General features: G+C 43.9%; 25 protein-coding genes. 19 read left to right on the forward strand and 6 right to left on the reverse strand.

Going from position 1 to position 26,311, the window contains the following annotated elements:
- The first annotated feature begins 250 nt into the window (after nucleotides 1-250).
- The 10 genes from pyrE (at nucleotide 251) to purD (ending at nucleotide 9,934) form a co-directional block, all read left to right on the forward strand.
- Nucleotides 251-928 carry an orotate phosphoribosyltransferase gene (gene pyrE / locus BMW45_RS20635; RefSeq protein ID WP_092248391.1) on the forward strand — a complete coding sequence of 226 codons (678 nt, stop codon included), beginning with the start codon at nucleotides 251-253 and terminating at the stop codon, nucleotides 926-928.
- A 113-nt stretch (nucleotides 929-1,041) separates the two neighbouring features.
- Entirely contained in the window at nucleotides 1,042-1,191 is a 150-nt protein-coding gene (locus BMW45_RS28035) for a hypothetical protein (protein WP_025232499.1), read from the forward strand.
- A gap of 168 nt (nucleotides 1,192-1,359) precedes the next feature.
- Nucleotides 1,360-1,857 (forward strand): VanZ family protein, encoded by a 498-nt coding sequence (locus tag BMW45_RS20640; RefSeq protein ID WP_025232500.1) that lies wholly within the window; start codon nucleotides 1,360-1,362, stop codon nucleotides 1,855-1,857.
- The gene (locus tag BMW45_RS20645; RefSeq protein ID WP_092248394.1) at nucleotides 1,826-2,146 is read left to right on the forward strand and encodes a calcium:proton exchanger; all 321 of its coding nucleotides are present in this window, start codon (nucleotides 1,826-1,828) and stop codon (nucleotides 2,144-2,146) included. Before BMW45_RS20640 ends, BMW45_RS20645 begins: the two co-directional genes overlap by 32 nt.
- Nucleotides 2,147-2,151: 5 nt before the next feature.
- Nucleotides 2,152-4,227: an aminopeptidase gene (locus tag BMW45_RS20650; protein ID WP_207649129.1), complete on the forward strand. Its 2,076-nt coding sequence runs from the start codon at nucleotides 2,152-2,154 to the stop codon at nucleotides 4,225-4,227.
- Nucleotides 4,228-4,441: 214 nt separating this feature from the next.
- Nucleotides 4,442-6,256, forward strand: coding sequence for a methyl-accepting chemotaxis protein (locus BMW45_RS20655; protein ID WP_092248397.1), 1,815 nt, complete (start codon nucleotides 4,442-4,444; stop codon nucleotides 6,254-6,256).
- Nucleotides 6,257-6,498: 242 nt separating this feature from the next.
- Nucleotides 6,499-7,017, forward strand: a complete 519-nt coding sequence (gene purE / locus BMW45_RS20660; RefSeq protein ID WP_025232504.1) for a 5-(carboxyamino)imidazole ribonucleotide mutase — start codon at nucleotides 6,499-6,501, stop codon at nucleotides 7,015-7,017.
- A 24-nt stretch (nucleotides 7,018-7,041) separates the two neighbouring features.
- Entirely contained in the window at nucleotides 7,042-8,067 is a 1,026-nt protein-coding gene (gene purM, locus BMW45_RS20665; RefSeq protein ID WP_092248399.1) for a phosphoribosylformylglycinamidine cyclo-ligase, read from the forward strand.
- Nucleotides 8,061-8,660: a phosphoribosylglycinamide formyltransferase gene (gene purN / locus BMW45_RS20670; RefSeq protein WP_092248402.1), complete on the forward strand. Its 600-nt coding sequence runs from the start codon at nucleotides 8,061-8,063 to the stop codon at nucleotides 8,658-8,660. Before purM ends, purN begins: the two co-directional genes overlap by 7 nt.
- A complete protein-coding gene (gene purD, locus BMW45_RS20675; protein WP_092248405.1) occupies nucleotides 8,660-9,934 on the forward strand; it encodes a phosphoribosylamine--glycine ligase in 1,275 nt (424 codons plus the stop codon). The genes purN and purD overlap by 1 nt, the downstream gene beginning before the upstream one ends.
- A gap of 130 nt (nucleotides 9,935-10,064) precedes the next feature.
- Here the strand turns inward: purD and BMW45_RS20680 are convergent, their stop codons facing one another.
- From BMW45_RS20680 to BMW45_RS20695, 4 genes are all read right to left on the reverse strand, one after another.
- The gene (locus BMW45_RS20680) at nucleotides 10,065-10,934 is read right to left on the reverse strand and encodes a helix-turn-helix transcriptional regulator (protein ID WP_092248408.1); all 870 of its coding nucleotides are present in this window, start codon (nucleotides 10,932-10,934) and stop codon (nucleotides 10,065-10,067) included.
- A 110-nt stretch (nucleotides 10,935-11,044) separates the two neighbouring features.
- A complete protein-coding gene (locus BMW45_RS20685) occupies nucleotides 11,045-11,878 on the reverse strand; it encodes a pentapeptide repeat-containing protein (RefSeq protein ID WP_092248411.1) in 834 nt (277 codons plus the stop codon).
- Nucleotides 11,879-12,060: 182 nt separating this feature from the next.
- Nucleotides 12,061-12,468, reverse strand: a complete 408-nt coding sequence (locus BMW45_RS20690; protein WP_092248414.1) for an arsenate reductase ArsC — start codon at nucleotides 12,466-12,468, stop codon at nucleotides 12,061-12,063.
- A gap of 33 nt (nucleotides 12,469-12,501) precedes the next feature.
- Nucleotides 12,502-13,800 carry an MFS transporter gene (locus BMW45_RS20695; protein WP_092248417.1) on the reverse strand — a complete coding sequence of 433 codons (1,299 nt, stop codon included), beginning with the start codon at nucleotides 13,798-13,800 and terminating at the stop codon, nucleotides 12,502-12,504.
- 361 nt (nucleotides 13,801-14,161) lie between these two features.
- On the opposite strand from BMW45_RS20695, the gene BMW45_RS20700 reads away from it, so the two are divergent.
- The 8 genes from BMW45_RS20700 (at nucleotide 14,162) to rd (ending at nucleotide 21,601) form a co-directional block, all read left to right on the forward strand.
- Nucleotides 14,162-14,527: a Na-translocating system protein MpsC family protein gene (locus BMW45_RS20700; RefSeq protein WP_092248420.1), complete on the forward strand. Its 366-nt coding sequence runs from the start codon at nucleotides 14,162-14,164 to the stop codon at nucleotides 14,525-14,527.
- Between the two features lie 344 nt (nucleotides 14,528-14,871).
- Nucleotides 14,872-16,749, forward strand: coding sequence for a DUF4914 family protein (locus BMW45_RS20705; RefSeq protein WP_092248423.1), 1,878 nt, complete (start codon nucleotides 14,872-14,874; stop codon nucleotides 16,747-16,749).
- A gap of 115 nt (nucleotides 16,750-16,864) precedes the next feature.
- Nucleotides 16,865-17,539 carry a GntR family transcriptional regulator gene (locus tag BMW45_RS20710; protein WP_025232514.1) on the forward strand — a complete coding sequence of 225 codons (675 nt, stop codon included), beginning with the start codon at nucleotides 16,865-16,867 and terminating at the stop codon, nucleotides 17,537-17,539.
- Between the two features lie 263 nt (nucleotides 17,540-17,802).
- On the forward strand, nucleotides 17,803-18,885 hold the full coding sequence (uxuA, locus tag BMW45_RS20715; protein WP_092248426.1) for a mannonate dehydratase: 1,083 nt from the start codon (nucleotides 17,803-17,805) through the stop codon (nucleotides 18,883-18,885).
- A 13-nt stretch (nucleotides 18,886-18,898) separates the two neighbouring features.
- Nucleotides 18,899-20,512, forward strand: coding sequence for a mannitol dehydrogenase family protein (locus BMW45_RS20720; protein ID WP_092248429.1), 1,614 nt, complete (start codon nucleotides 18,899-18,901; stop codon nucleotides 20,510-20,512).
- A 98-nt stretch (nucleotides 20,513-20,610) separates the two neighbouring features.
- Nucleotides 20,611-20,952 carry an arsenate reductase family protein gene (locus BMW45_RS20725; RefSeq protein WP_092248432.1) on the forward strand — a complete coding sequence of 114 codons (342 nt, stop codon included), beginning with the start codon at nucleotides 20,611-20,613 and terminating at the stop codon, nucleotides 20,950-20,952.
- 34 nt (nucleotides 20,953-20,986) lie between these two features.
- Nucleotides 20,987-21,331, forward strand: a complete 345-nt coding sequence (locus BMW45_RS20730; protein ID WP_092248435.1) for a cupin domain-containing protein — start codon at nucleotides 20,987-20,989, stop codon at nucleotides 21,329-21,331.
- Between the two features lie 111 nt (nucleotides 21,332-21,442).
- On the forward strand, nucleotides 21,443-21,601 hold the full coding sequence (gene rd / locus BMW45_RS20735) for a rubredoxin (protein WP_013272313.1): 159 nt from the start codon (nucleotides 21,443-21,445) through the stop codon (nucleotides 21,599-21,601).
- A 100-nt stretch (nucleotides 21,602-21,701) separates the two neighbouring features.
- On the opposite strand, the gene BMW45_RS20740 is transcribed toward rd, so the two are convergent.
- Both BMW45_RS20740 and BMW45_RS20745 read right to left on the reverse strand, forming a co-directional pair.
- Nucleotides 21,702-23,786 carry a sodium-translocating pyrophosphatase gene (locus tag BMW45_RS20740; RefSeq protein WP_092248438.1) on the reverse strand — a complete coding sequence of 695 codons (2,085 nt, stop codon included), beginning with the start codon at nucleotides 23,784-23,786 and terminating at the stop codon, nucleotides 21,702-21,704.
- A 396-nt stretch (nucleotides 23,787-24,182) separates the two neighbouring features.
- Complete coding sequence (locus BMW45_RS20745; protein ID WP_166433434.1) at nucleotides 24,183-25,133, reverse strand: N-acetylmuramoyl-L-alanine amidase family protein; 951 nt, start codon at nucleotides 25,131-25,133, stop codon at nucleotides 24,183-24,185.
- A 139-nt stretch (nucleotides 25,134-25,272) separates the two neighbouring features.
- Between BMW45_RS20745 and BMW45_RS20750 the strand changes: the two genes are divergently transcribed.
- Nucleotides 25,273-26,235, forward strand: coding sequence for a tRNA dihydrouridine synthase (locus BMW45_RS20750; protein WP_092248443.1), 963 nt, complete (start codon nucleotides 25,273-25,275; stop codon nucleotides 26,233-26,235).
- Nucleotides 26,236-26,311 lie beyond the last annotated feature (76 nt).

Here is a 26,311-nt window from a genome sequence, read left to right on the forward strand (position 1 = left end):
GTCATGGCGTTAAAGAGGCAGAAAGCGCAGAAACAGGATAATATCTTTGAGGAAAAAACGCTGGAAGGTTATGAGAATCTTGTATTTGTTACGAAAAGCTATCAGCTTACACAATTGTTTCTTGTCTAAGAATGTTAGGTAAATAGAAACATGCTTAAATGATTAAATGGTGTAGTAATGGTGTAGTAGATCAAGTTCAATACATATAGAAGAGATTGTAAAGTGCATGAAATAAGGAGAAAATGACAATATGGAACAGTATAAGCAGGAATTTATTGAATTCATGGTAGACAGCAATGTCCTTAAATTTGGCGACTTCACATTGAAAAGCGGAAGAAAATCCCCGTTTTTTATGAATGCAGGTTCTTATGTGACAGGAGCACAGCTTAAAAAGCTGGGTGAATACTATGCAAAGGCTATCCACGATAATTTTGGTGATGATTTTGATGTTCTGTTCGGGCCGGCTTATAAGGGAATCCCCTTAAGCGTTACCACTGCCATCGCTTTTCATGAGTTGTATGGAAAGGAAATTAAGTACTGCTCAAACAGAAAAGAAGAGAAGGACCATGGCGGTGATGCCGGGATCCTCCTCGGAAGCCCCATAAAGGAGGGAGACCGGGTGGTGATCATTGAGGATGTGACTACTTCCGGAAAATCCATTGAAGAGACCTTCCCCATTATCAAGGCTCAGGGAAATGTGGAGATTTTAGGCCTTATGGTTTCCTTAAACCGCATGGAAAAGGGAAAAGGGGACAAGGGAGCTTTGGATGAGATCCATGAAAAGTATGGATTTAAAGCCGCCGCCATCGTTTCCATGGCAGAAGTTATTGAATATCTGCATAACAGGGAGTATAATGGAAAAGTTATTATTAATGATGGTATAAAAGAGGCCATTGACGCTTATTACGAAGTCTATGGTATAAAATAATCCCTTCCAGGGATACTTTTATGCCCAGAGAGCATGGGCGAGAGAGAGGAAACACCCTACGGGTATACCTTAATGCCCAGGGAGCGTGGGCGAGAGAGGAAAGGAGACTTGGTATGGAAAGAGTTTATAAAACGATGAGAAATATTGGAGCTTTAAGCATTGGTGTTGGAATTGTAGTGACAGTTATTGGAATTGCCGCCGGGACCATATCAATTATAAACGGAGCGTTCTTGTTGAAGAGGAAATCTGAAATTACATTTTAACTGTTATTATAGGAGAGGATGCTGGTTGAAAGGTGTTGCTTTAAGCAGCCTCTCTCTTTTTTGCGCGAGTAATGAGCGGAATGAATATGTTTGCATATTCATTAGGCGAATACTGCGGCAGTTAAGGAAAACTTGTTTTCCTTAGCGCCGCATATAGATGGAGCTGTTATGATTAGAAATGCGACAAAACGGCAGAAGATGGGTTGGGTAATCTTTATTTTTTACCTGATCTTTTTGGCATACTTTTTATTTTTTTCCGATTATTTCGGCAGGGGGAGTCATGCTCAGCAGGAATATGCATACAACTTAACCCCGTTTAAAGAAATACGGCGCTTTATTATTTACCGCCATGTGGTCGGAATGAAGTCCTTTCTGCTGAACATTGTGGGAAACATCGTGGGCTTTATGCCCTGTGGTTTCTTTCTTCCGATCATCAGCCGCAGGAGCCGCTGCTGGTTTAATACGACGTTGTTAAGCTTTCTGTTCAGCTTATGCATTGAAACCATCCAGCTTGTGTTCAAGGTGGGATGCTTTGATGTAGACGACATGATACTGAATACGCTGGGGGGTATCCTGGGATACATCCTTTACAAAATCGTACAGTATACAAGAGTAAGATTAAGGAGGAAAAAGCGTGCAAAAGCAGAAAAAAGTGTCCTATATTAGGAAATCCTTTGCAAAGAGAAGCTTTCTATGCCTGGGACTTGCGGTTGGGGCACTTGTACTTGGAATGATTGGAATCATCAGTTCTGTAATGGCGGAAGGACAGGCACAGCTTAATGTGGCGGCTGTTTGCTTCTGCAGCCTGTTGATTTCATTTTTTTCAATGGTTTATGGTGTTTTTTCTTTCTTTGAAAGAGAAAAAAAATACATACTGTCTAAAGTAGGAATGGGGATCAGTCTGATCCTTATCATTCTTTGGGCAGTTCTTATCATTATAGGAATAAAGGGGTAAGGATTATGGATTATCAAATGATGTTTCAGCAGGAAAATGAGAATATTAAGGAGCGCTTTGATCTGTCTATGGAGCGGATCGGTCAGATGGCATCGGAACAGACCGTGCCGGAACCGTATCGTGATTATTTTATCAGGACAGCATCCTTTATCGCCATGATGGGGGAGTATCTCCGGTTCATTGAGTCCGGAGACCAGAAAGCAGCTTCGTTAGAGATTTTAAGAGAATGGAACCAGAAGTTATACCAGGATATTTTACCAGGCCATTATGAGGAAAGCTATGCAAATCCGGCGTATGCAGTATCAAATCTGGGAGAGGGCTATGGCCAGCTTCTTTCGTATCTGTATAAAGAGATCCGGGGAGACATTGTTTTTGTCCACGAGTGGAGACTTACGGATCTAACCATATTAAATGAAACGCTTATTGAAATTTACAACGTATTTGAGGAGGAAATCCCTGAGATTTCCCGGATAAAAGAAGTGATCTACTGGTTTGTCAGCGATTATACAGATCATACGGTTACTTTCCGGGTCAGAGAAGGGCTTGACCCGACGCTTTCCTTTGCAACGGATATTATCCGGGATAATGATTTAAATGATCTTCGGTATTTGTATTACTTTGGCGAGTATATTTCCGAATCAGAATTAAAAACCGCAGAGTTCTTAAATTCCCTGCCAGAGGAAACGGTACGTCTTATGGCGGATACCTACACAGAAGGGTACCGCAAAGGCTTTGAGGTAATGGGAAGGGATTTAAAGAAAAAGGGAGCGGTGCAGATTCGCTATGAACTGGGCTTTGAACGTATGGTGAAGTATGCCATGGAGAATTTTGAAAAGCTTGGCCTTCAAGTGATCCTTTGCCGTGCGGCTGTCTGGACAGTCAATACCAATGCCGGCCGGAAGAACGGTTACTACAGCACATCTCCCAACAGGCAGTATGTTTACGATCATAGGTACGACGATGCTCTATATCTGAATAAAGCGTTTAAAGACCGGAAAGCAGCTGTTTTGAAGGTGGCTTATGAAACCTACAAAGAACAGGCAGCAGCATTTGCCGGCCCAGCGGTAATGGAAACCTTTGGAAAAGAAGGCTTTGAACCGGTAAATAAGCCGGAAGCAAACCGTCTGGATGCCAGACAGGAAAAGCTTTCAGCGGAAATGTCTAATGAAACTTCAAGAATTCTCAATCAATACGTACCAGGAGATGAGACCAGCTTTACGATTATAGCTTTCCCGGTACCGGAAATCGGAGAAGACTTTGAGAAGATTTTTGAAGAGACCATTGCCATCAACACCCTTGATTATGAGAAATATAAGGCGATCCAGCAGGCGGTTATCGATGTTCTCGATGAGGCTGATTACGTGGAGGTAACGGGAAAAGGAAACAACAAAACCCACTTAAAAGTAGCCCTTCACCCGTTGAATGACAGGGATAAGGAAACAAAGTTTGAAAACTGTGTGGCTGATGTGAACATTCCCCTTGGAGAGGTGTTTACGTCCCCAAGACTTACAGGAACAGAAGGAACTTTGGCTGTCAGTACGGTATATATTACGGATTTCCAGTTCAAAGACCTTGTCATGACCTTTGAAAATGGTATGATAAAGGACTATTCCTGCAGCAATTTTGAGGATCAGGAGGAAGGAAAAGCACTTGTAAAACAGGTGATCTTAAAGAACCAAGATACCCTTCCCATGGGAGAATTTGCCATAGGAACCAATACCACGGCTTATGCCATGGCCCGTAAGTTCGGAATTCTCGATAAACTGCCTATCCTCATTGTGGAAAAGATGGGCCCCCACTTTGCGGTGGGTGACACCTGCTACAGCTGGGCGGAGGACAGCCCTGTTTACAACCCCAATGGGAAGGAGATCATCGCCAGAGATAATGAGGTTTCCATTCTCAGGAAAGAAGATGTATCAAAGGCCTATTTCAGCTGCCATACGGATATTACCATACCTTATGCGGAACTGGATAGGATCGAGGCTGTCACGGCTTCCGGTAAAAGGATTTTAATTATTGATGACGGCAGATTTGTATTAAAGGGCACCGAGGAATTAAATATTCCATTGGCAAATCTCTAATTGTTTAAAATAACTAAAAATATGCAAATATTTATTAAATATTATTAAAAAAGCTTATAAAATAAAAGAACATGCCGATAAGATATACAAAGGTTTAAGGTTGAAAGAAAAATTTCTTTCAACCTTGAGTTTAAGAATCGGCGGAATATGAAATTATATCGCCTTGATTCATTCGTATACAATATAGGATAGATAAAGTGAATGGAGGACAAAGGTGAAGAATTTAAAGATTGGTAAAAGAATTGGACTTGCTTTTGGAGCTATCCTCGTGCTGTTCTTATTAGTTTCCACAATCTCCGTAATAAGCTTAAGGCAAAATAACGGTAAGTTTGTAGATTTTTTTAACAACGGACACCAGATCGATGTAAAGACACTTGAGATGAGACGTGATATTCAGTCTGCAGCTAAAAATGTAGGATATGCAACCATGAGCCTTGATTTAAAGACTACCGGGGATTATATTGATGCTGCGGAAGCGGATTTAGAAATGTTCCGTGACAAGATGCAATTTTTAAGGGAAAACTATCAGGGGGACCAGTCCCTGGTGGACAGCATCGAAAATACCTTAAATGAGGCTCAGCCTTTCAAGGATCAGGTGTTTGGTCTTGCTAGGGATAATAAAACCAGACAGGCAGCGGATATATTCTTTGAATCGTTAAACCCTTATTTCATAAAGGTTCAGGAGGAGCTGGTAACGATCAGTGACATCGCCGAGGAGAACGCCGATGGCAATTATAATACCGCCCAGCAAATGGCGAGATTCACTCAGATTGTAGTGGTCGCTTTACAGTTCATTGCTGTATTAGCCACCTTGGGCTTTTCGATTTTTACCACAAGAAGCATTGTTTCGCCGGTCAAAGAGATTGAGAAGGCAGCAGAAGAAATGTCAAAGGGAAGCCTTCATATCCAGTTAAATTACAAGTCAAAGGATGAACTGGGCGTTCTGGCCGACAGCATGCGGACTACCATTTCCAACATTGGAAATATAATTGACGATATCAGCAGCTTGCTGACATCATTGGCAATCGGTGATTTCCGGGTCAGCTCCAAGCACCAGGAACAATATGTCCAGGATTATGAGCCTATTCTTATGGCTATGCACGGAATCAGGAATAATTTAAGCGAAGCCCTTTTCCGCATTAACCAATCAGCGGATCTGGTAGCCAATGGTTCGGAGCAGGTATCCTCCGGTGCCCAGGCATTGTCCCAGGGATCAACGGAACAGGCTTCTTCCATTCAGGAGCTTGCGGCTGCTATAAGCGATATATCAAATCAGATAAATGTCAACGCCCAAAATGCAAAAGAGGCTCGTTCTACATCAGAGGAATCTACCAGGAATGTGGAGAAAAGCAGTGAGAAAATGTCGGAAATGAACCAGGCAATGATGAAGATCAGTGATAAGTCCAATGAAATTGGAAAGATTATAAAGACCATTGAGGATATCGCATTCCAGACCAATATCCTGGCATTGAATGCGGCCGTTGAAGCCGCCCGTGCCGGCGAAGCCGGAAAAGGCTTTGCAGTTGTGGCGGATGAAGTACGTAACCTGGCAAGCAAATCCGGAGAAGCAGCAAAGAACACCACGCTTCTCATAGGAGAAAGCATGCAGGCCGTGGAAAACGGAACTAAGATTACTGCTGAGACAGCGAAGGCTATGCAGGCAGTCGTGGAAGGAAGCAGGCGCATTAACACAATAATTGGAGAGATTGCATTGGCCTCTGACAAGCAGGCGGTGGCAGTTGATCAGGTGGCACAGGGAATTGACCAGATTTCCTGCGTGGTTCAGACGAACTCCGCCACAGCGGAGCAAAGTGCTGCGGCAAGTGAAGAACTGTCAGGCCAGGCCCAGATTATGAAGGGACTTGTTGAGGGCTTTGACCTTTATGAGGGCGAGGAGGAAAAGGTATCCTCAAAACCTAGAAATTCCCGGCCAGAAAAGCCGGTTTATGGAGAAGCTCATGATGTCCCGGTCCTTAACATTGATCCGGTTTATTTTGAAGAACCCTCATTTGGAGGCGGAAAGTATTAAACATACATAGTCAGGCGGGAGACCGGAGAGATTAAGATATCTTTCCGGTTCTCCCGCCCTTCTTGTACTCCCCATGAGCGATGGCAAAATTTTTAGAAAACCATTGACGAAGCAGAAAAAAACTTGTATTATAATTAATAAGTAAGGATAAAATAATAAGCTTCAATTATTAATTTATCTAATAAACTGTATTACTGTAAATAATGAATCTTCACATCAAACAAAATAAAGGAGAATTTACTATGGCAAAAGTATCGATTGTTATGGGAAGTGATTCTGATATGCCTGTTATGGCTCAGGCTGCAGATGTTTTGAAAAAATTGGGAGTGGAGTTTGAGATGACGGTGATCTCCGCCCACAGGGAACCGGATATATTTTTCGAATATGCGAAAACGGCAGAAGCAAGAGGCGTAAAGGTCATAATTGCTGGTGCAGGCAAGGCTGCTCATCTACCGGGAATGTGTGCTGCTCTGTTCCCAATGCCGGTGATCGGCATTCCCATGAAGACTTCGGACCTTGGCGGAGTGGATTCTCTTTATTCTATCGTCCAGATGCCTTCTGGAGTTCCAGTTGCCACCGTTGCGATTGGCGGAGGGACCAATGCTGGAATTCTTGCAGCTAAAATTTTAGCGGTCAGTGACGAGGCGCTTTTAGGAAGGCTTAAAGAATACTCGGAAAACTTAAAAAACGAGGTGGCAGAAAAAGCGGAGAAATTAGATCAGATCGGCTATCAGGAATATTTAACCCAGATGAAGAAGTGAGAAAATCGGAGGCGAGGAGAAAAAATGGATTATAAGAATGCAGGAGTGGACATTGAAGCCGGATATAAATCGGTTGAATTAATGAAAAAGCATGTGCAGGAAACCATGAGACCTGAGGTTCTTGGAGGGCTTGGGGGATTTTCCGGGGCATTTTCCATGTCAGCCTTTAAAAACATGGAAAAACCGACTCTGGTATCAGGAACCGACGGGGTAGGCACAAAGCTGAAGCTTGCATTTTTAATGGACAGGCACGATACTGTTGGAATCGACTGTGTGGCCATGTGTGTCAATGATATCGCCTGTGCAGGCGGGGAGCCTTTGTTCTTCCTGGATTATATTGCCTGCGGCAGGAATTACCCGGAAAAAATCGCAGAGATCGTCAGCGGAGTTGCAAACGGCTGCAAGCAGGCCAATGCTGCTTTGATCGGCGGTGAGACAGCGGAGATGCCGGGATTTTATCCTGAGGCTGAATACGATCTGGCCGGTTTCGCAGTAGGTGTGGTGGATGAGAAGGATCTTATTACCGGGGCTGATGTCAAAGAGGGGGATGTGCTCATAGGAATCGCCTCTTCCGGAATTCACAGCAATGGCTTTTCTCTGGTACGCAAGGTGTTTGACATGACAAAAGAAAGCCTGGATACCTATTATGAAGAGTTGGGAAAAACCCTTGGCGAAGTGCTGATTACTCCTACCAAAATTTATGTTAATGCATTAAAAAGCGTAAAAAATAGCGGAGCAGTGATCAAAGCCTGCAGCCACATCACCGGAGGCGGTTTTTATGAAAACATTCCCCGTATGCTTCCTGAGGGTATCCGGGCGGTTGTTGAAAAGAACAGCTATCAGGTGCCTGCCATCTTTGGTCTGCTGGTGGATAAAGGCGGTATTGAGGAAGAGATCATGTACAATACCTATAATATGGGAATCGGAATGATTCTTGCAGTGAGTCCGGCGGATGTGGATACGGCTATGGAAGCAATCCGCGGAGCTGGGGAGGTTCCCTATGTGATCGGCCATACGGAAAGAGGAGAGAAGGGTGTGACCTTATGCTGAAAATCGGGATATTGGTTTCCGGCGGGGGAACCAACCTTCAGGCAGTCTTAGATGCGATAGATTGTGGAAGGATCACCAATTCAGAGGTAACAGTGGTCATCAGCAATAACCAGAACGCATATGCCCTGGAAAGGGCTAGAAAACATGGAATTGAGGCTCTCTGCATATCACCTGTGGATTTTCAGGAGAGGGAAGACTTTTATGAAGCGCTTCTTTCAAAGATTGACCAGTACTGCCTTGATCTGATCGTTCTGGCCGGATATCTGGTTGCGATTCCGGTATCCATGATACAAAAGTACAGGAACCGTATCATCAACGTTCATCCATCCCTTATTCCGTCTTTTTGCGGAAAGGGATATTATGGGCTTAAGGTTCATGAAGCTGCCCTGGCCCGTGGGGTGAGGGTTACGGGTGCTACGGTCCACTATGTAGATGAGGGAATGGATACGGGGCCGATTCTTTTACAGAAGGCGGTTGAGGTCCGGGAAGGAGATACACCGGAGACTTTGCAGCGGCGTGTCATGGAAGAGGCAGAGTGGCTGATCCTTCCCCAGGCCATACAGATGATTGCATACGGACAGGAGGAATCGTAATGAAGGTTTTGATCATAGGCGGAGGCGGGCGTGAGCATGCCATTGCATGGAAAATCTCCAGAAGCCCTAAGGTTGATAAAATATATTGCGCCCCTGGAAATGCAGGAATTGCAGAGATTGCAGAATGCGTGGATATGGGGGTAATGGATTTTGACAGGCAGGTAGCATTTGCTAGGGAAAAGGAAATCGATCTGACCATCATAGGACCGGATGATCCTCTGGTTGCCGGAGCTGTGGATGCGTTTGAGGCAGCCGGACTAAGGGTGTTCGGCCCGCAAAAACGTGCGGCTTTGCTGGAAGGTTCCAAGTCATTTTCCAAGGACTTAATGAAAAAGTATGGTATTCCCACAGCGGCATATGAAGTCTTTGATTCTCTGGAAGAGGCATTAAGTTATGTGAAAACAGCCCCAATGCCCATTGTGTTAAAGGCTGACGGCCTGGCTTTGGGAAAGGGAGTCCTGATTTGCGGCACAAGGGAAGAGGCGGAACTCGGAGTAAAGGATTTAATGCTTGATAAACTGTTTGGCTCCGCAGGAGACCGGATCGTGGTGGAAGAGTTTATGACGGGCCGTGAGGTATCGGTGCTCTCCTTTGTGGATGGAAAGACTGTTAAAATTATGACATCCGCCCAGGACCATAAGCGGGCAAAAGACGGAGACCAGGGTCTTAATACAGGGGGAATGGGAACTTTTTCTCCAAGTCCGTTTTATACGGAAGAAGTGGATAAGTTTTGCAGGCAATATATATATCAGGCGACCGTGGATGCCATGAAAGCAGAGGGCCGGGAATTTAAGGGTATCATATTCTTTGGACTGATGCTGACGGAAAAAGGCCCCAGAGTATTGGAATACAATGCCAGGTTTGGTGACCCAGAGACACAGGTGGTGCTTCCTCGGATGAAGAATGACATCGTGGAGGTTTTTGAGGCTTGTATTGACGGAACTCTGGATCAGATAGACCTGCAGTTTGAAGATAATGCGGCGGTCTGCGTGGTATTGGCGTCAGAGGGCTATCCGGAGAAGTATGAAAAGGGGTATCCCATTGCCGGGGTGGAAGCATTTAAGGGACAGGAGAAATATTTTGCCTTTCATGCAGGAAGCAAGTTTGACGGCAGCGGTACAGTGGTGACCAATGGCGGAAGAGTGTTGGGAGTGACGGCAATCGGAGCGGATTTAAGGGAAGCCAGAGAACATGCCTATCAGGCGGCGGAATGGGTATCTTTTGAGAATAAGTATATGAGACGGGATATTGGTAAGAGTATTGACCAGACTTAAAAAAGAAGCGGGAAATTAAGAGTCTCTTGGCGGGAACACCGCTGCTGTATAACTGGTCGATTCTCATCTTTTGACAAAAAGCACAAGACGGCTTATTTAAGCCATCTTGTGCTTCTTTGTCGCTTTTTTGTCATTTGATTGGCAGAAGTTCAATGTAACCTCTTGTGCCGATAGGCTCAAGCTGGATGCGAGGGTTTGATGAATCCCACTGTGCGTCAATGACAGCTGGATCGTATTTACTGATTGCTGTCTGCACATCTTCAATGGCATTACAGTACTCCTCCTCAGCAAAGGGCTCTCCTTTAAACATCAGATATTTTACGGCAGGAAGCGCAATAACATCAAATCCATCGGGAACAACACCATCATAAGTCACAGGCACTTCAACTCCCTGCACATACTCCGAGGTACCGGGAGCAATTAATTTTGCGGGCAGCCACATACAAACCGGTTCACCGCTAATGGATTTGATACTTTGCAAAAGCCCCCACACATCACAGCCAACCTCCTCGCAATAAGCAAAATAGTCGACAGCTTTTATCCCTCTTTTGATAAGTACCTTTCGTTCCGGCTTTTCGATAACCTGCACAAATACACTTTTTACAGTTTCCATCTGTTTCTCCTTTCTAAATGTTCGATATTTGACTCCATAAGGTGTGAACAGATAGAGCGGAACAGGGCTTTTCGCATACTCCCTGGGATTGCATCCAAACTCACGGAAGAACGCCCGCTGATAGCCATCCACGCTGCCAAATCCAAGATCCAAAGCAGTATCTATAATTTTACAGGATTCATCTCGCAGCTTGATTGCTGACTTGGAGAGCCGCAGGCGCCGGATATAATCGGCTGGCGTCATGTTGGTATGCTGCAAGAACAGACGATAGGAGTACCATGGCGAATAATAGGAAACGCTTGATAAAGCAGTCAGTGTGATAGTTTCTGATAAGTGTTCCGCTATATAGTCCTGCATCCGCTGGACAGCCTCGATTTTTTCTTCCATCTTTTCACCACCTTATGCTCCTTATCTTACATTGACTGTGAGAGAAACTTCTCGACTATTTTTGCTAATCGGGTATAAGTTCACCACGTAACCATGCCGGAAAAACCAGCTCATTTTTCCCATGTAGCCGGACGTGTTAAATTTATGGGGATTTTTGTATTCGAATTTCCGATTGCGGAATTAATCTGCATTTGTGTTAAAAAGATGCTTTTACTCAAATCGGCATTTTTTATGTTTGCGTCCCGGAGGTCAGCACCTAAAAAGTTAGTCTTCCATAAGCTGCATCCTGATAAGTCTGCAGCGATCATTAATGACATACTGAAATTCTTTCTGTCAAGATTTGCTTTCTTAAAATTTTTTCCTAAATAGTTTAAACCGTGAAATTGATTTGATGTATCATTTGTTGAAATATCGGTGCTTATCTGTTTCAATACGTTATTCACGTTTAATCTGTATTCTGAGAGATCCAGCATTGCAATATGATCCATGGGCTGCTGTATCATTTGCTCATTCTCGGAGATAAGCAAATCAATCGTTGATTTTAGAAGTTCATCTGATGTCAAAGTAAATGCCTCAACCAGGAACCATAGCATCTGATGTAACTGATATACAATCATAAATATCTGAAAGAGTTTATCTTTCTGTTCAAAATTTGCTTTCCATGTTCCATCTGGTAAATATAGTTGAGTCGTTCTTTGTCCCGCTCCGAAACAGTCATAGGCCAAACAACCTTTGTAATTTTTGTCAGCCAGTCTGGAGTGAATTTTGCAGCAAAAATCTGAATCCAGATATTTGCATGGGGTTCCAGCTTCTTTATTGGCAGGAAAACCATCTGTTTTTGTGCAGTACAAAGCAACACAGCATAAGCCGCTGCATTTTTTACAATCAATTTTCAGCTTTCTTATTAAATCGTCATATTTACTATCTACTTTATCCTTCGTCACAAGATCACCGCCTTAGAATTATTGATTAAATTCCTGTTATTCAAAATGAGTAAACAATTTTTTCATATAAATATCTTACCATATATTGAAGATAATTTTAACCAGCTTTCACAGGCATGAACCGTGTGATTGCCGGAATGTAATAAAATAGCCGGCAAGTGCCAAAGCACCTGCCAGCCCTTTTATAAAGTTTCGTTTTGGATACGATCTCTAAGGTTTAAAATTTTATCCCGGATAAGGGTTATTGTTTCTAAAAATACGGTATCATCCATGCCGCTGGGATCGTTAAGTCCCCAATCTTCCCGGTATTTACAGGGTAGGAGCGGGCACTTTACATTACAGCCCATTGTAACAACAATATCTACCGGAGGAATCTCAGATAGGAGCTTGCTATGCTGGGATAGCTCCATATCAATTCCGTAAAGTCGATTCATAAGCCGCACTGCGTCCTGGTTAATTTGCGGTTTAGTCTCTGTCCCGGCAGAATAGCTTTCAAAGGCATCTGAGGCGAGGTGCTTGCCAAGAGCTTCGGCTATCTGGCTTCGGCAGGAATTATGGACACATACAAACGCTACTTTGGGTTTATTCATATATAAACTACCCCCTGTTTTTATTTATTATAACTATTCCTCCAGTTTCCAAATATTTCTGTCCGCCCTAAAGGGCAGACATGATAATGCACCCAATAACCCGATCACAAAAAATAACATCGCCGCGCCGGAGCCTTTTCCTGTCCCAAACAGTGCGGTCCACAGACTGCCCGCCGTCTGCCCTGCCATAAACGGTTCAAACACCCGGTCTACCAAAATACCGCCGCATAGATATCCCAGGGGAATGGTGAAAAACTGTAAGGTATTCCTTGCTGAATAGACGCGGCCCTGCATTTCAATAGGGATCATTGTGCGGAAAAGAACATCCATGTTGGCGTTCATAACAGGAATAAAGATCCAGCCAAGGACTGCGCCAAAACACCATACAGGAGTACTCCTGCCAAAAGCAAGGATAAAGTTCTCAGTACTCATGGAAAAAAGCAGGCAATTACAAATCACTCGAACCCGGCTTTTTGGCGGAGGCAGCATAGAAACCAAAATGCTTCCAACCATTGTTGCAATTCCTGTAACAGTGTTGATCATGCCAAGGGCCAGTTCTCCGCCGCCGGCACGCGACAGTACCATAGCGGGCAGGGCGGCATTGAAGATAGAAGCAGTAAAATTGATAACAGCCAAAAACAGAATCAGATCCAGAATTCCCCGGTTATCTTTAAGATACCGCAAGCCGCTTTTGGCAGACTGCAATACCGTTTCCCTCTCCAGGCCTCGGCCCTCTGTGGCCTGCGGGATTTTAACAAAGCATAACAGCGATAGGAACGCTATGGAAAATGTAATTAAATCGAACAGGATGACAAGACGGATGCTTCCAAAAGAAAGCAGGGCGGAAGCCAACATAGGCGTCAGTACGGTAACCAACGAATTGGATAAGGAACGCATCCCGCTTACCTTCTGGTAATGCTTTTGCGGGGCCAACAGGCTGATGGCCACATCCGATGCAGGCTGCTGTACCGTGTTCATCAATCCATTCAAGGTGTTGATTAAATACAGATGCCAAATCTGGAGTTTACCAGTTGTCATCAGAATAAGCACCGAAACAGTACACAATGCCGCAAAGCTGTCACTGAGCAGCATCGTAGCCTTTTTGTTCCACCGGTCACTCAGTGCACCTGCAAAAATGCTTAAAAGGACATAGGGTGCATAGGAACAGATGGCCAATAACGAGGTGGTGAGAGCCGACCCCTGCTGCTGATAAGACCAGATCACCAGCGCGAAGTTGGTCATTGCACTGCCCAAGGCCGAAAATGACTGTGTGATCCATAAAATCAGGAAATTACGAAGTTCCCCGATGTTTGTTTTTAAATTTTTTAACATGACTTTGCTCCTTTTTCAAATAAAATCTTTATGATTTATTGAAAGTGCAAAGTCCAACGGACGAATTCAATCTACTCCGTGCAGTTTCGTCCGTTTCAGACTTTGCACGGAGCAGTGCCAATACAGAGTAGCATTTTTATTCTCCTTTATATCCCGGTTTACGTTTGGTATCAATATTGCCGAGAAGTAATTTTATATATTCTATCATAAATAATATCAAAAATCCATAATAAAAATGATGCCGGGCATAGCTGCTACCTCAGTTTGTCAAAAAGGGGCTTTCGGGGGCTTGCTTGATGAGGTTAAAAAATCATTGACAGGCCCAGGTTTTCATGATATTGTATCTGACAGGTGATGTAATATGACAAAAGGTCAGCTGGAAGCTAAAATCAGTGAAGTTGTCAGTAAATTTGAAGTTGAATATATGGGAAGGGGTCCAAAGACGATCCGTACCTATGTATTAAATGATATGATCATAGTCAGGTTAATAGGATTCTTAAGCCCTTCAGAGAAGAAACTGACGGAAAGCACACAGGGTATTGAGCTGCTTAAGAAAGTCCGGACTTCCCTGTTCGAGGGCGGAAGAGAATATCTGGAGAAAATATTAACAGATGTTATGGATGTGTCCATTATCAGCACTCACTCGGATATCAGCACGAAAACAGGTGAAAAGATCATTGTTATTACGGTTGATAGAAATTTGGAAGAGCTATATACAGCTAAATAACACCGGAAGACGTCACAAAGTAGAATTAATTCTAAGTTGTAAGTAAGCCGATATCCATGAACTGGATATCGGCTTTATATATATCGAGGGAGGAGGCGATGAATGAATAGGAGAATACTTTAACACGAAATAAGAAGGTATTCGGCATGATTTTGAAAAGGGCATTTGGAAAAATAACAGAACAATCACATGCCTGGAATATTAAAATAGAAACTATGTAATACTTAATAAAATTGGGAAACAGAGGTTGAAGAAGATCATTATAACTACATGGTTTGCGCCTGCCCCATGTTTGGCGCGAACTTCAGATGTGCATAAGGGCTTGCGCAGGAACGGAGGAAAATATGCTGGAATGTTTACGTGATATGAATTTACCCGAGTATGTAATGGATATATTGACTGAGTCAAAAGGTGTTGTTATTCCAAAGACCAGGGAAGATTTACTGACACTGGCAATGGGGAATTCCGAAAATACCGAGTTTTACATTGAATATGAAGTAGAAGGAAAAGGCAAGGTATTGGAAGCTACTGCTACGAAATGTAAAAACGGAGTCGTAGTCAATTATACGGACGATTACATGAGAAGACGTGATCCTGACTGTCTGTTGATTGCGGATAATAAACCAACAGATAAACCGAGATACGAGGAGGTTTATCAGTCTGATTTTAAAACCCTGAGAACGGAAACCTTTGACTGGCTGAAAAAGCAGGAGCTGATTTTTTTCCCATTTAAGTCAGGCGGACTTGAGTATGGATATGATTCAATCCTGATCGCCCCCTTAAACGCCGGATTTTTCGCTGCCGGACTTGCAGATCTGCAGGGATTTTTAAATATTGACGAGATTTCTTCTGATTTTAATCCAATAGCGGTTGTATTTCTGGCTCCTCCGTTTCGGCATACCCATTTTGACGGTAAGCAGATCGTGGTTCATAACCGTCTGGATGAAATTCATGAAGTTTATTCCTATAATTTATATCCCGGCCCAAGTGCCAAAAAGGGCATCTACGGAGTTCTTCTCAATATTGGAGAAGAAGAAGGCTGGGTAACGGCACATGCATCTACGGTAAAAGTAATCACTCCTTATGACAATGAGATCGTCATCATGCACGAAGGTGCTTCCGGCGGCGGAAAAAGTGAAATGATCGAAGACATTCATAAGGAAATGGATGGAAGAGCTATATTAGGAAGAAATACGGTTACAGGTGAAAAGAACTATCTGGTATTAAGTGAAACCTGTGATCTGATACCGGTGACAGATGACATGGCATTATGCCACCCCAAGATCCAGAATGACAGCAAAAAGCTGGTGGTTAAGGATGCGGAATCCGCATGGTTCTTGCGCCTTGATAACATCAAGTGTTATGGTTCCTCTCCCCAATATGAGAAAATACTGATTCAGCCGGAAGAGCCCCTTATCTTCTTAAACATGCAGGCAGTACCTGGTGCCACCTGTCTGGCTTGGGAACATACCCTGGATCAAAACGGAAAGCCCTGCCCCAACCCCCGTGTTGTTTTGCCAAGAAGACTGGTTCCCAAAGCCATTGATACACCTGTGGAAGTAGACGTGAGAAGCTTTGGCGTACGGACCCCGGCATGTACGAAGGAAAACCCGACATATGGAATTCTTGGTATCCTCCACATACTGCCTCCGGCACTGGCCTGGTTATGGCGTCTTGTAGCCCCAAGAGGATTCAATAATCCAAGTATTATCGATTCCCTGGAAATGACCAGCGAAGGAGTAGGATCCTACTGGCCTTTTGCAACCGGTAAAAAGGTGACCCAGGCAAACCTTTTGCTTGACCAGATTTTAAATTCAACCAACACCCGGTATGTCCTGATCCCCAACCAGCACATCGGTGCATATGAGGTGAGCTTTATGCCCCAGTGGGTTGCCAGAGAGTATATTGCCCGCCGAGGCAGCGCCAAGTTTAAACCGGAGCATCTTGTGGAAGCCCGCTGTCCGCTTCTTGGCTTTGGCCTTGATTCCTTAAAAATTGACGGACAGTACATCAGGAGAGCATTTTTAAGGCCGGAAACCCAGCAGGAAGTAGGCATTCAGGGATATGACGACGGAGCAAAAATCCTGACAGACTTCTTTAAACAGGAGCTGATGAAATATTATACCGATGATTTAAATCCGTTAGGAAAGCAGATCATAGATATGTTCCTGGCAGGTGCTACGGTTAAGGAATATCTGGAAATCATCCCTATGAGATATTAGGATTGTCCGGAGGCCGGTGTTTCTGGAAACAGCGCACTTGTATACTAGTGCTTGACAATGAGATTATTTTCGCTTATTCTAAGTATGAACAGAATTTGAGAAAAGAGGTCATGATATGCGGCTGACAGAACGGTATTCCAAAGAGACAGGAAGGGAATATGCACTCCGGATGTTAAAGGATAATATCATACATCTTGATCTGGTTCCCGGGAGTATGCTGAGCGAGAATGAATTGTCCTCAGAGATGAATTTATCCCGGACTCCGGTGAGAGAAGCACTGATTGAGCTGTCAAAGGTGAAAATCGTGGAAATTTATCCTCAAAAGGGAAGCGCAGTGGCTTTGATCGATTATAAGCTGGTGGAAGAGGCGATTTTTATGCGCAATGTCCTGGAATGCGCAGTTGTGGAACTGGCTTGTAAGACGGCTGGGGAAGAAGCAGTCATGGGGTTGAGAGAGAATGTGAAGCTTCAGGAGTTTTATCTGGAAAATCGTTCTCCGGAGCGGCTTCTTAAGCTGGATGATGAATTTCACCGGCTGCTGTTTCACATAACCGGCAAGGACCAGGTTTATCAGCTCATGGACAGCATTACCATTCACTTTGACAGGATACGCAGCATGTCTCTGATTGCAGTAAAGGATCTAAAGACAATTTCCGACCATCAGGCCATTGTGGAAGCCATTGCTGCAAAGGATGGAAGCAAAGCAAAAGGATTGATGGAAAAGCATTTATCCAGATATAAAATCGATGAAGAAGCCTTGCGAAAGGAATATTCGGAGTATTTTCTGTGATGTTGGCTTTATGATTTAAATATAATATAAGCGGTAATAAGAGAAGGAAAGCCTCTTTCTCTTATTACCGCTTTTTTGTGATCTGATGTCAGGCAATTGAGAACGATTGACTTATACATTATAAACAAAAAAAAAGAAGATATTTATGAAATGTGCTGATTGAACTACTAGTATACTAGATATATACTTATGTCAGGACTTAATAGTCACAAACAATTGCATTTGGATAGGAATAAGAAGTAAGGAAACGGAGGTATTCAAACATGAAAATGATTATGCGTTGGTTTCCCTTTGGGGATGACAGCGTGACCCTTGGCCAGATCCGCCAGACACCGGGGGTTTCCGGTGTGGGCACCTGCCTGCCTAAGGTTCCTGTGGGACAAGTATGGCCCCTGGAGACCTTAAAAGCCCTGAAAAAGGAGATCAATGAGGCCGGTCTTGAGATGGAGGTAATCGAAAGCGTCAATATCCATGAAGACATAAAGAAAGGCCTTTCTACCAGGGACGAGTATATTGATGCTTATATAAAGACCCTGGAGCATTTAAGCCTTGTTGGGGTCAAGTGTCTCTGCTATAATTTTATGCCTGTGATGGACTGGGCACGTAGTGATCTTGCTTATCAGACAGACGACGGAAGCTATGTTATGGCTTACCGCCATGATGAGGTTTTACAGATGAATCCGGAAAAGATGGCAAAGGCCATGGAGGGAAAAGCCAGAGGATATTCTCTTCCAGGCTGGGAGCCGGAGCGGCTTTATGCCATGGCTCAGGACATTGAGTTTTATCAGTCCATGACACGGGAGCAATATTGGAATAATATGAAATATTTCCTGGATGCGGTAGTTCCTTATGCGGAGAAGTATGACATTAAGATGGCAATTCATCCAGATGATCCGCCATGGCCTCTTTATGGACTTCCAAAGGTCATTACCAATGCGGAAAATATCCGGACATTTCTTGATTTAAACAGCAATCCCTATAATGGATTGACCTTATGCACCGGCAGTCTGGGAAGCGATTTAAGCAATGACATTCCAGCCATGATGCGGGAGTTTGGAAACAGGAAGCGGATTCATTTTGCCCACATCAGGAATGTGCACCATATTTCGGATAAGGATTTTGATGAAGCGGCTCATCTTTCTTCCTGCGGGGATTTAGATATGTTTGCCATCGTAGAGGCTTTGTATGAATCTGGCTTTGAAGGATATATCCGTCCAGATCACGGCCGCATGATCTGGGGAGAACAGGCTCGTCCTGGATATGGTCTGTATGACCGGGCCATTGGAGCAAATTACCTGTTAGGTCTTTGGGAAGCCATTGATAAAACCCATAAAAAAAGAAAATAGGAGGCATGGATTTATGAAACTGAATCGGTCCTGTTTAACAAACCGGGAAGCCTGGGAAAAGGCTTCTGTAAAGCTGCCGGAATTTGACTGGGAAAAAATGAGGTCGACCACGGATAAGTCGCCGAAATGGATTCATTTTGGAGCAGGGAATATTTTCCGGGGATTCATCGCAGTCTTGCAGCAAAGCCTGCTAAACGAAGGTCTTGAGGAAAGCGGAATCATCGCGACAGATACCTTTGATTATGATATTATTGATAAAATATATACCCCCTTTGATAATATGACCATGATGGTCAGTTTAAAACCGGACGGAACCATGGACCGGGAGGTAGTGGCAAGCGTTGCCAGGGGCGTAAAAGCTGATGTGAGCAATGAAACAGATTTCGGATATCTGGTGCAGACGTTTGAGAACCCTTCTCTTCAGATGGTAAGCTTTACCATCACTGAAAAAGGATATGCCCTAGCCAATTTCCGCGGAGAGCTTTTTCCTGTTGTGGAAAAGGATATGGAAGATGGTCCGGAAAAAGCCACCCATGCTATGAGCGTGGTGACAGCCCTTCTTCTTAAACGGTATCTTGCAGGAGGTTCACCTTTGGCACTGGTCAGCATGGACAATTGCAGCCATAACGGAGAAAAATTAAGAGACAGCATCGTATCCATCGCTGAAGCATGGACAAAGAAGGGTTATGCTTCCGAGAGTTTCCTTTCCTGGGTTCAGGATGAAAACAAGGTTTCCTTCCCCTGGTCCATGATCGATAAGATCACTCCGCGGCCAGCTGAAGTGGTGCAAAAATTACTGGAGGAAGATGGAATCGAAGATATGGCGCCCATCATCACCAGCAAAAACACATATATTGCCCCATTTGTCAATGCTGAAATTCCTCAGTATTTAGTGGTAGAAGACCGCTTTCCAAACGGACGTCCGGCACTTCATAAGGCTGGGGTATACATGACAGACCGGGATACGGTAAATAAGACAGAGCGTATGAAGGTTACCACCTGCTTAAATCCTCTGCACACAGCACTGGCAGTATACGGGTGTCTGTTGGGATATAACAGCATTGCTGCAGAGATGAGAGATGAGGACTTAACAGCCCTTGTCGAGCGGATCGGCTACAAAGAAGGCCTTCCGGTGGTTACAGATCCGGGAATCTTAAGCCCTGAGGATTTTATCAAAGAGGTTATTGAATACCGTCTGCCAAATCCATTTATTCCCGATGCCCCGCAGAGAATTGCAACCGATACCAGCCAGAAGATCCCCATCCGTTTTGGAGAGACCATAAAGGCTTATCTGGCAGATGAAAATCTGGATGTGCAGACCTTAACCGCAATTCCGCTGGCGATTGCCAGCTGGCTCCGTTATCTCCTGGGTGTGGATGATGAGGGAAATGCCATGGAGATCAGCAGTGATCCCATGCTTTCAGAATTAAAAGAACAGTTAAAGGGAATCAGGCTGGGAGAAAAGCCTGAAGGAAAAGAGGGACTTGAAGAGATCCTGTCCAATCCTGTTCTTTTTGGAACTGATTTGGTTAAAGCAGGACTTTCCGGAAAAATTGAAACCATGCTTTATGAAATGCTAGAAGGTCCAGGAGCAGTGAGAAAGACACTGCAGCGGTATGTAAAATAATACTATAAAATGGGGAACCCCTGGTTATTGAAACCAGGGGTTCCCTGTGTTATAATGGGCCTGTCAGAAAGAAAGTACCAGAAAGGTGGACAAGGCCCGTGAACATACAAATTTTTGGAACCGGAAAATGTTTTGAGACCAAGAAGGCACAACGCTATTTTAAGGAACGCGGAATCAAATATCAGTTTATTGATATGAAAGAAAAAGGGCTGAGCAAAGGCGAGTACAATGGGGTCAAGCAGGCGGTAGGAGGACTGGACGCGATGCTTGATGAAACTTGCAAGGATCAGGAAGCCCTTGCGCTTATCAGATACATTGCCGGTGAGGATAAAGATGAAAAGGTCTTAGAGAACCAGAAGGTACTGAAAACTCCCATTGTCAGAAACGGAAGGCTGGCTACGGTTGGATACCGGCCGGAGGTGTGGAAGAATTGGAGTTAGGCTTATAGAATGAAAGGAGCGAGGAGAAGACATGATGAAAAAGCCAGAGAAAGATCAGATGTGGGTATTTAATAAGGATATAGAAGGTGTTCAGGCTTCCGAAGGCGTTGTCAGAAAGGTTCTGGCATACTGTGATGGAATGATGTGTGTGGAAAACCAGTTTGAGAAGGGGGCTATTGGAAACCTCCACAGCCACCCCCATACCCAGATTACCTATGTTGCCAGCGGAAAGTTTGAGTTCACCATTGGTGATGAAAAGAATGTCGTAGAGGCAGGAGATACTCTTTTAAAGCAGGATGGCATCGTACACGGATGCGTTTGCCTTGAAAAGGGGATTTTGGTAGATATTTTTACACCTATGAGAGAAGATTTTTTATAAATAACAGGGTCTTCGGAGAAATAAAAATAGGACATGTGAAATAAATCTATTGATAAAAATGGTATAATATGCTATAAAGAAAGCACAGTGAAGTTAAAGGAGGTGATAGGGATGGGAAAGTATGTTTGTGAGCCATGCGGATATGTGTACGATCCTGAAATCGGTGATCCAGACTCTGGTATTGAGCCAGGTACTGCATTTGAAGATTTACCCGAAGATTGGGTATGCCCAGTTTGCGGAGTTGGTAAGGACATGTTTGTTGAAGAGTAAGATTGCAGCCGTTTGGCCAGCAAATAAAACCTTCAAGCTATCGGCAGATGATCTGCCGGGCTTGAAGGTTTTTTATTTTTTGCGGATCAGTGTGTAACTATTATAATAAATGGAAAGCCAGAACAAGTGATGCAAATACAATGGAAACCATGGAAGTAAGCTTTATGAGAATGTTGATCGATGGTCCGGAAGTATCCTTAAATGGATCACCTACCGTATCGCCTACAACTGCAGCTTTATGCTGGTCACTCCCCTTTCCGCCATGTGCGCCCTGTTCAATATATTTCTTTGCATTATCCCATGCGCCTCCGGAGTTAGCCATCATGACAGCAAGAACAAACCCTGTAACGGTATTGCCAGCAAGAAGAGCACATACGCCTTCCGGCCCTAATAATAAGCCAATGACAATGGGAATAACAACGGCTATCAGAGCTGGTGCAATCATTAGTTTTTGTGCCGATTTTGTACACATATCAACACAGGAAGCATAATCCGGTTCCGCTTTTCCTTCCATAATTCCGGCTATGGTCTTAAATTGACGGCGGACTTCCAATACGATGGATTGTGCGGCTTTGCCTACGGCCTCCATGGTGAGAGCTGCGAATAAGAAAGGTAATACACCGCCTATAAACAACCCTACAAGCACTTTTGGATTGGTTATGGTTAAATCCAGGTTTAGATCCGGTTGGATCTGATGTACTTTATCAACATAAGAAGCAATCAGGGCAAGAGCGGTTAGGGCAGCAGAACCGATGGCAAATCCTTTTCCTGTTGCAGCAGTGGTATTGCCAAGGGAGTCCAGAGCGTCTGTTCTCTGTCTTACGGAAGCATCCATATGTGTCATCTCAGCAATGCCGCCGGCATTATCAGCGATCGGTCCGTAAGCATCCGTAGCCAGTGTAATACCCAAAGTGGATAACATACCGACTGCAGATAAACCGATTCCATAAAGTCCGAGGTTAAAATCACTGGCACCTCCGGAACAATAGTAGCTTACAAGGACAGAAATACTTACGATGATGACCGGTGCGACAGTAGAAAGCATGCCAAGGGATAATCCGCTGATGATGACGGTTGCGGCTCCGGTTTCACTGGACTCTGCTATTTTTTTAGTTGGGCTATAGGTATCTGATGTGTAATATTCTGTAATGGCTCCGATTAAAACACCTGCAATTAGTCCTGAAAGAACGGCTGCATAAAGTCCCATATGATCGGGAAGCATCAGCTTTATTATAAAAAACGCTGCAACAACAATAATTGCCGCACTAATATAAGTACCAGTTCTAAGTGCTTTTAGAAGGTTCTTCTGAGAGGCACCTTCCTCTGTCTTGACAAAAAAGGTACCAATAACGGAAGCGATAACACCCAGTGCTGCCAGCAGCATCGGTATGGACACGCCCTTGATTCCGTATCCTGCGGCAACAGCAAGAGCTGCTGTTGATACAATAGAACCTACATAGGATTCGTAGAGATCAGCGCCCATTCCGGCTACGTCACCTACATTATCACCTACATTATCGGCTATAACAGCCGGATTACGCGGATCATCTTCTGGAATACCGGCTTCTACCTTACCGACAAGATCTGCCCCCACATCTGCTGCCTTGGTAAAGATACCGCCGCCAACCCTGGCAAAGAGGGCCATACTGGAAGCACCCATTCCAAAGGTCAGCATATTCGCTGTGATTTCCGCAATGCGCTGTTCGACCGGAAGATGTTGAAATGCTGCGTTTAAAATAAAATACCAAATAGAAAGATCCAGAAGACCAAGTCCGACTACCGTAAAGCCCATAACGGAACCGGCTGAGAATGCCACCTGGAGTCCTTTGTTCAAGCTTTTTGAAGCTCCTTCTGCAGTTCTGCAGTTGGCCATAGTTGCAGTGCGCATACCTATGAAGCCGGAAAGACCTGAGAAAAAACCACCCGTTAAAAATGCAAACGGGGTAAAAAAGCTTAGGAAACCGTTAAATGCCATAATAAGTAAAATACAAAAAACAGCAATGAAAAATATGGCAACCCCTGAATATTGACGTTTCAAGTAGGCATTTGCCCCTTTTCTCACAGCTTCAGAGATCCGGGCCATTTCTAAGGTGCCCTCTGGTTGTTTTTTAACACGAAGGAACATGACCCAGGCAAAGATAATCCCCAACAATGACCCCATTGATACAAAATAAATTGCATCCATTACTTCATACCTCCAGTTTTATATTTTGATGATTTCATTATAGTACCAATTAATATATATTTTCAACAAATAAATGAATGAATTCACTAAAAAAAGGTAAAAACTTGCCAATGATTATGAAGAAATATGGATTTGATTGTTATTTTTTAACACTTTCTTAACACTGCGCCTTATGTCTGTGATTATTCGGTTTCAATGGATCTCTAATAATGATGATATTCGATTTCTGCCGGATTATTATCGGTAAAATTATAATTTTATTTTATTTGGACTTGATATTTTTTCAGGAAAAGATTTTCCAACTAAAAAGAACCCCCTGCCCTCATAAATGAGGGGCAGGAAGTTCTTGCTGCCATTGGCATTTTTCTTTCATTTGCAGGTCATTGACTGTAATGCTTAGCTCACACCGGGACCCTTGCTTTCGGAGACAGAGGGTGGAGCAACAGTCCCTTCATTCTGGCTGTTGGTATTCTGAGCTGTTTGAGTGGCCGGAGCTGTCTGGATAAATGTAGATTTACCTGCTTTTTGCAGATATTCCATAATTCCTTTTGCATCCGCCTCTCCCAGTGCCTTATACTGCTCCTCTGTTGACAAAAACAGGGTCAAGTCGCTGGTATGGTTTAAAAAGCCGTGTTCAATGATAAAGCCTCTGATTCCATACATCTGGGAATAACGGGGAATCGCATAGTAATCGGCCTGGCTTCCGTCGGGGAATAAGGTCCCGTTCTCCGAATCCCGGAGAATCAGTCCCCGGTTGTTAAGTCCCAGACTATTTAACTGCTTTAGGATGGTACTGGCGGCTTCCTGGGACTGGAGGGCCAGTTCGTTGTTATAGCGGCCGGTTCTGGGGGCCATGGAGCTCACTCCATAAGCATTTTTCACTGTACCGTTTCCCAAAGCCGAATCTACATGCTGGCTTACGAAAAGATCTGCCTGCACAGAGGCGGCAAAGGCGGCCCGCTGATCCAGAGGGACGGTGACTTCTGCACTGTCCTTTGTTAAATAAACCGTATAATTGGAAAACTGTTCCAGATACTTCTTTGTATAGGAAGCGATCTTCATGGTGATCTCATCTTCATAATAGGTGACTCCATTATATACAAAGTTGCATCCGGAATAATGCCCGCCTGTCTTGCCGTGGCCCGGATCCAGGACTACGATAAAGTTGGAGTTGTTGCTTCGTATGCCCGGTCCTATTTCAGGTGTAATTGTCTTGGTTACCGGAGGTGCAAAGGCCGGCCCGGTTTCTTCTTCTGCCCATGAGACGGAAGAGGAGGTGGTAGAAATAAGAACAGCAAGTAAAAGGGCCTTGGCGGCTGCAGGCAGTAAGTTCTTTAAGTGTGTCATGATCGATCCTCCAGAATAATGCATTTTGCATTACATTATAACACTCTTTGGCAGATTCTGTAAATGGCCTTCTATGAATTTGTCGCTTATTGTGGTAAAATGTACCGATATAGAAATAACAGAAAATGGAGACTGAAACATGAAGTATTATTTTGCCCCCATGGAGGGGATCACCGGCTACATTTACCGTAACGCTCACCGTAAATTTTTTGATCAGGTAGATATATATGTGACTCCTTTTATTGTGCCCACCCAGAACCGGAAATTTACATCCAGAGAAAAAAATGACATTTTGCCGGAGCATAATATAGGATTGCATGTGATTCCTCAGATTCTCACCAATAAGGGGGAAGATTTTATATGGGCGGCAAATGAACTAAAACAATTCGGGTATAAAGAGGTGAATTTAAATCTGGGCTGCCCTTCTCCCACAGTGGTTACTAAGGGCCGGGGATCTGGCTTTCTTGGAGAACCTGAGCTGCTTCAAATCTTCTTTGATCAGATCTTTTCTGCCTTGGATATGAAAATTTCTGTAAAGACCAGGATCGGAAAGGACAGCCCGGAGGAATTTGGAAGGCTCATGGAAATTTATAACAAATATCCGATAGAGGAGCTGATCATCCATCCCAGGGTCCAGAAGGATCTCTATAAGAATGAACCCAATTGGGAGGTGATGAAGGAGGCAGTCTCTTTAAGCAAAAACCCCCTGTGCTACAACGGAAACTTGTTTTCCGCGGAAGATTATAAGGAATTTACCACGGTTTTTCCTTCCATAGACCATATCATGCTTGGAAGGGGAATGGTGGCCAATCCCGGACTAGCAGGAGAAATGAAAAACGGGGAGAAAATGGAAAAGGGGCAGCTGAAAGCCTTTCATGATGAGATCCTGAAAGGATATGAAGAGATCATATCCGGGGACCGCAATGTCCTGTTTAAGATGAAGGAGCTGTGGGCTTATATGATCCAGATGTTCGACTGCAGCGAAAAATACGGGAAAAAGATCAGAAAATCCCAGCATCTTGCAGATTACAGGGCAGTGGTTGACAGCCTGTTTGGGGAACTGGATTTAAAAGAATCGGGAGGGGCTTTTGGCGGCGTATAAGAATGAAATGATCGTTTATAAGAAAAATATAAAATGATTATAAATTTTTTTAATTAATGAATTTACGTTTCAAACT

Origin of the sequence: Lacrimispora sphenoides (assembly GCF_900105215.1) — a bacterium.
Lineage (GTDB): Bacteria > Bacillota > Clostridia > Lachnospirales > Lachnospiraceae > Lacrimispora > Lacrimispora sphenoides_A.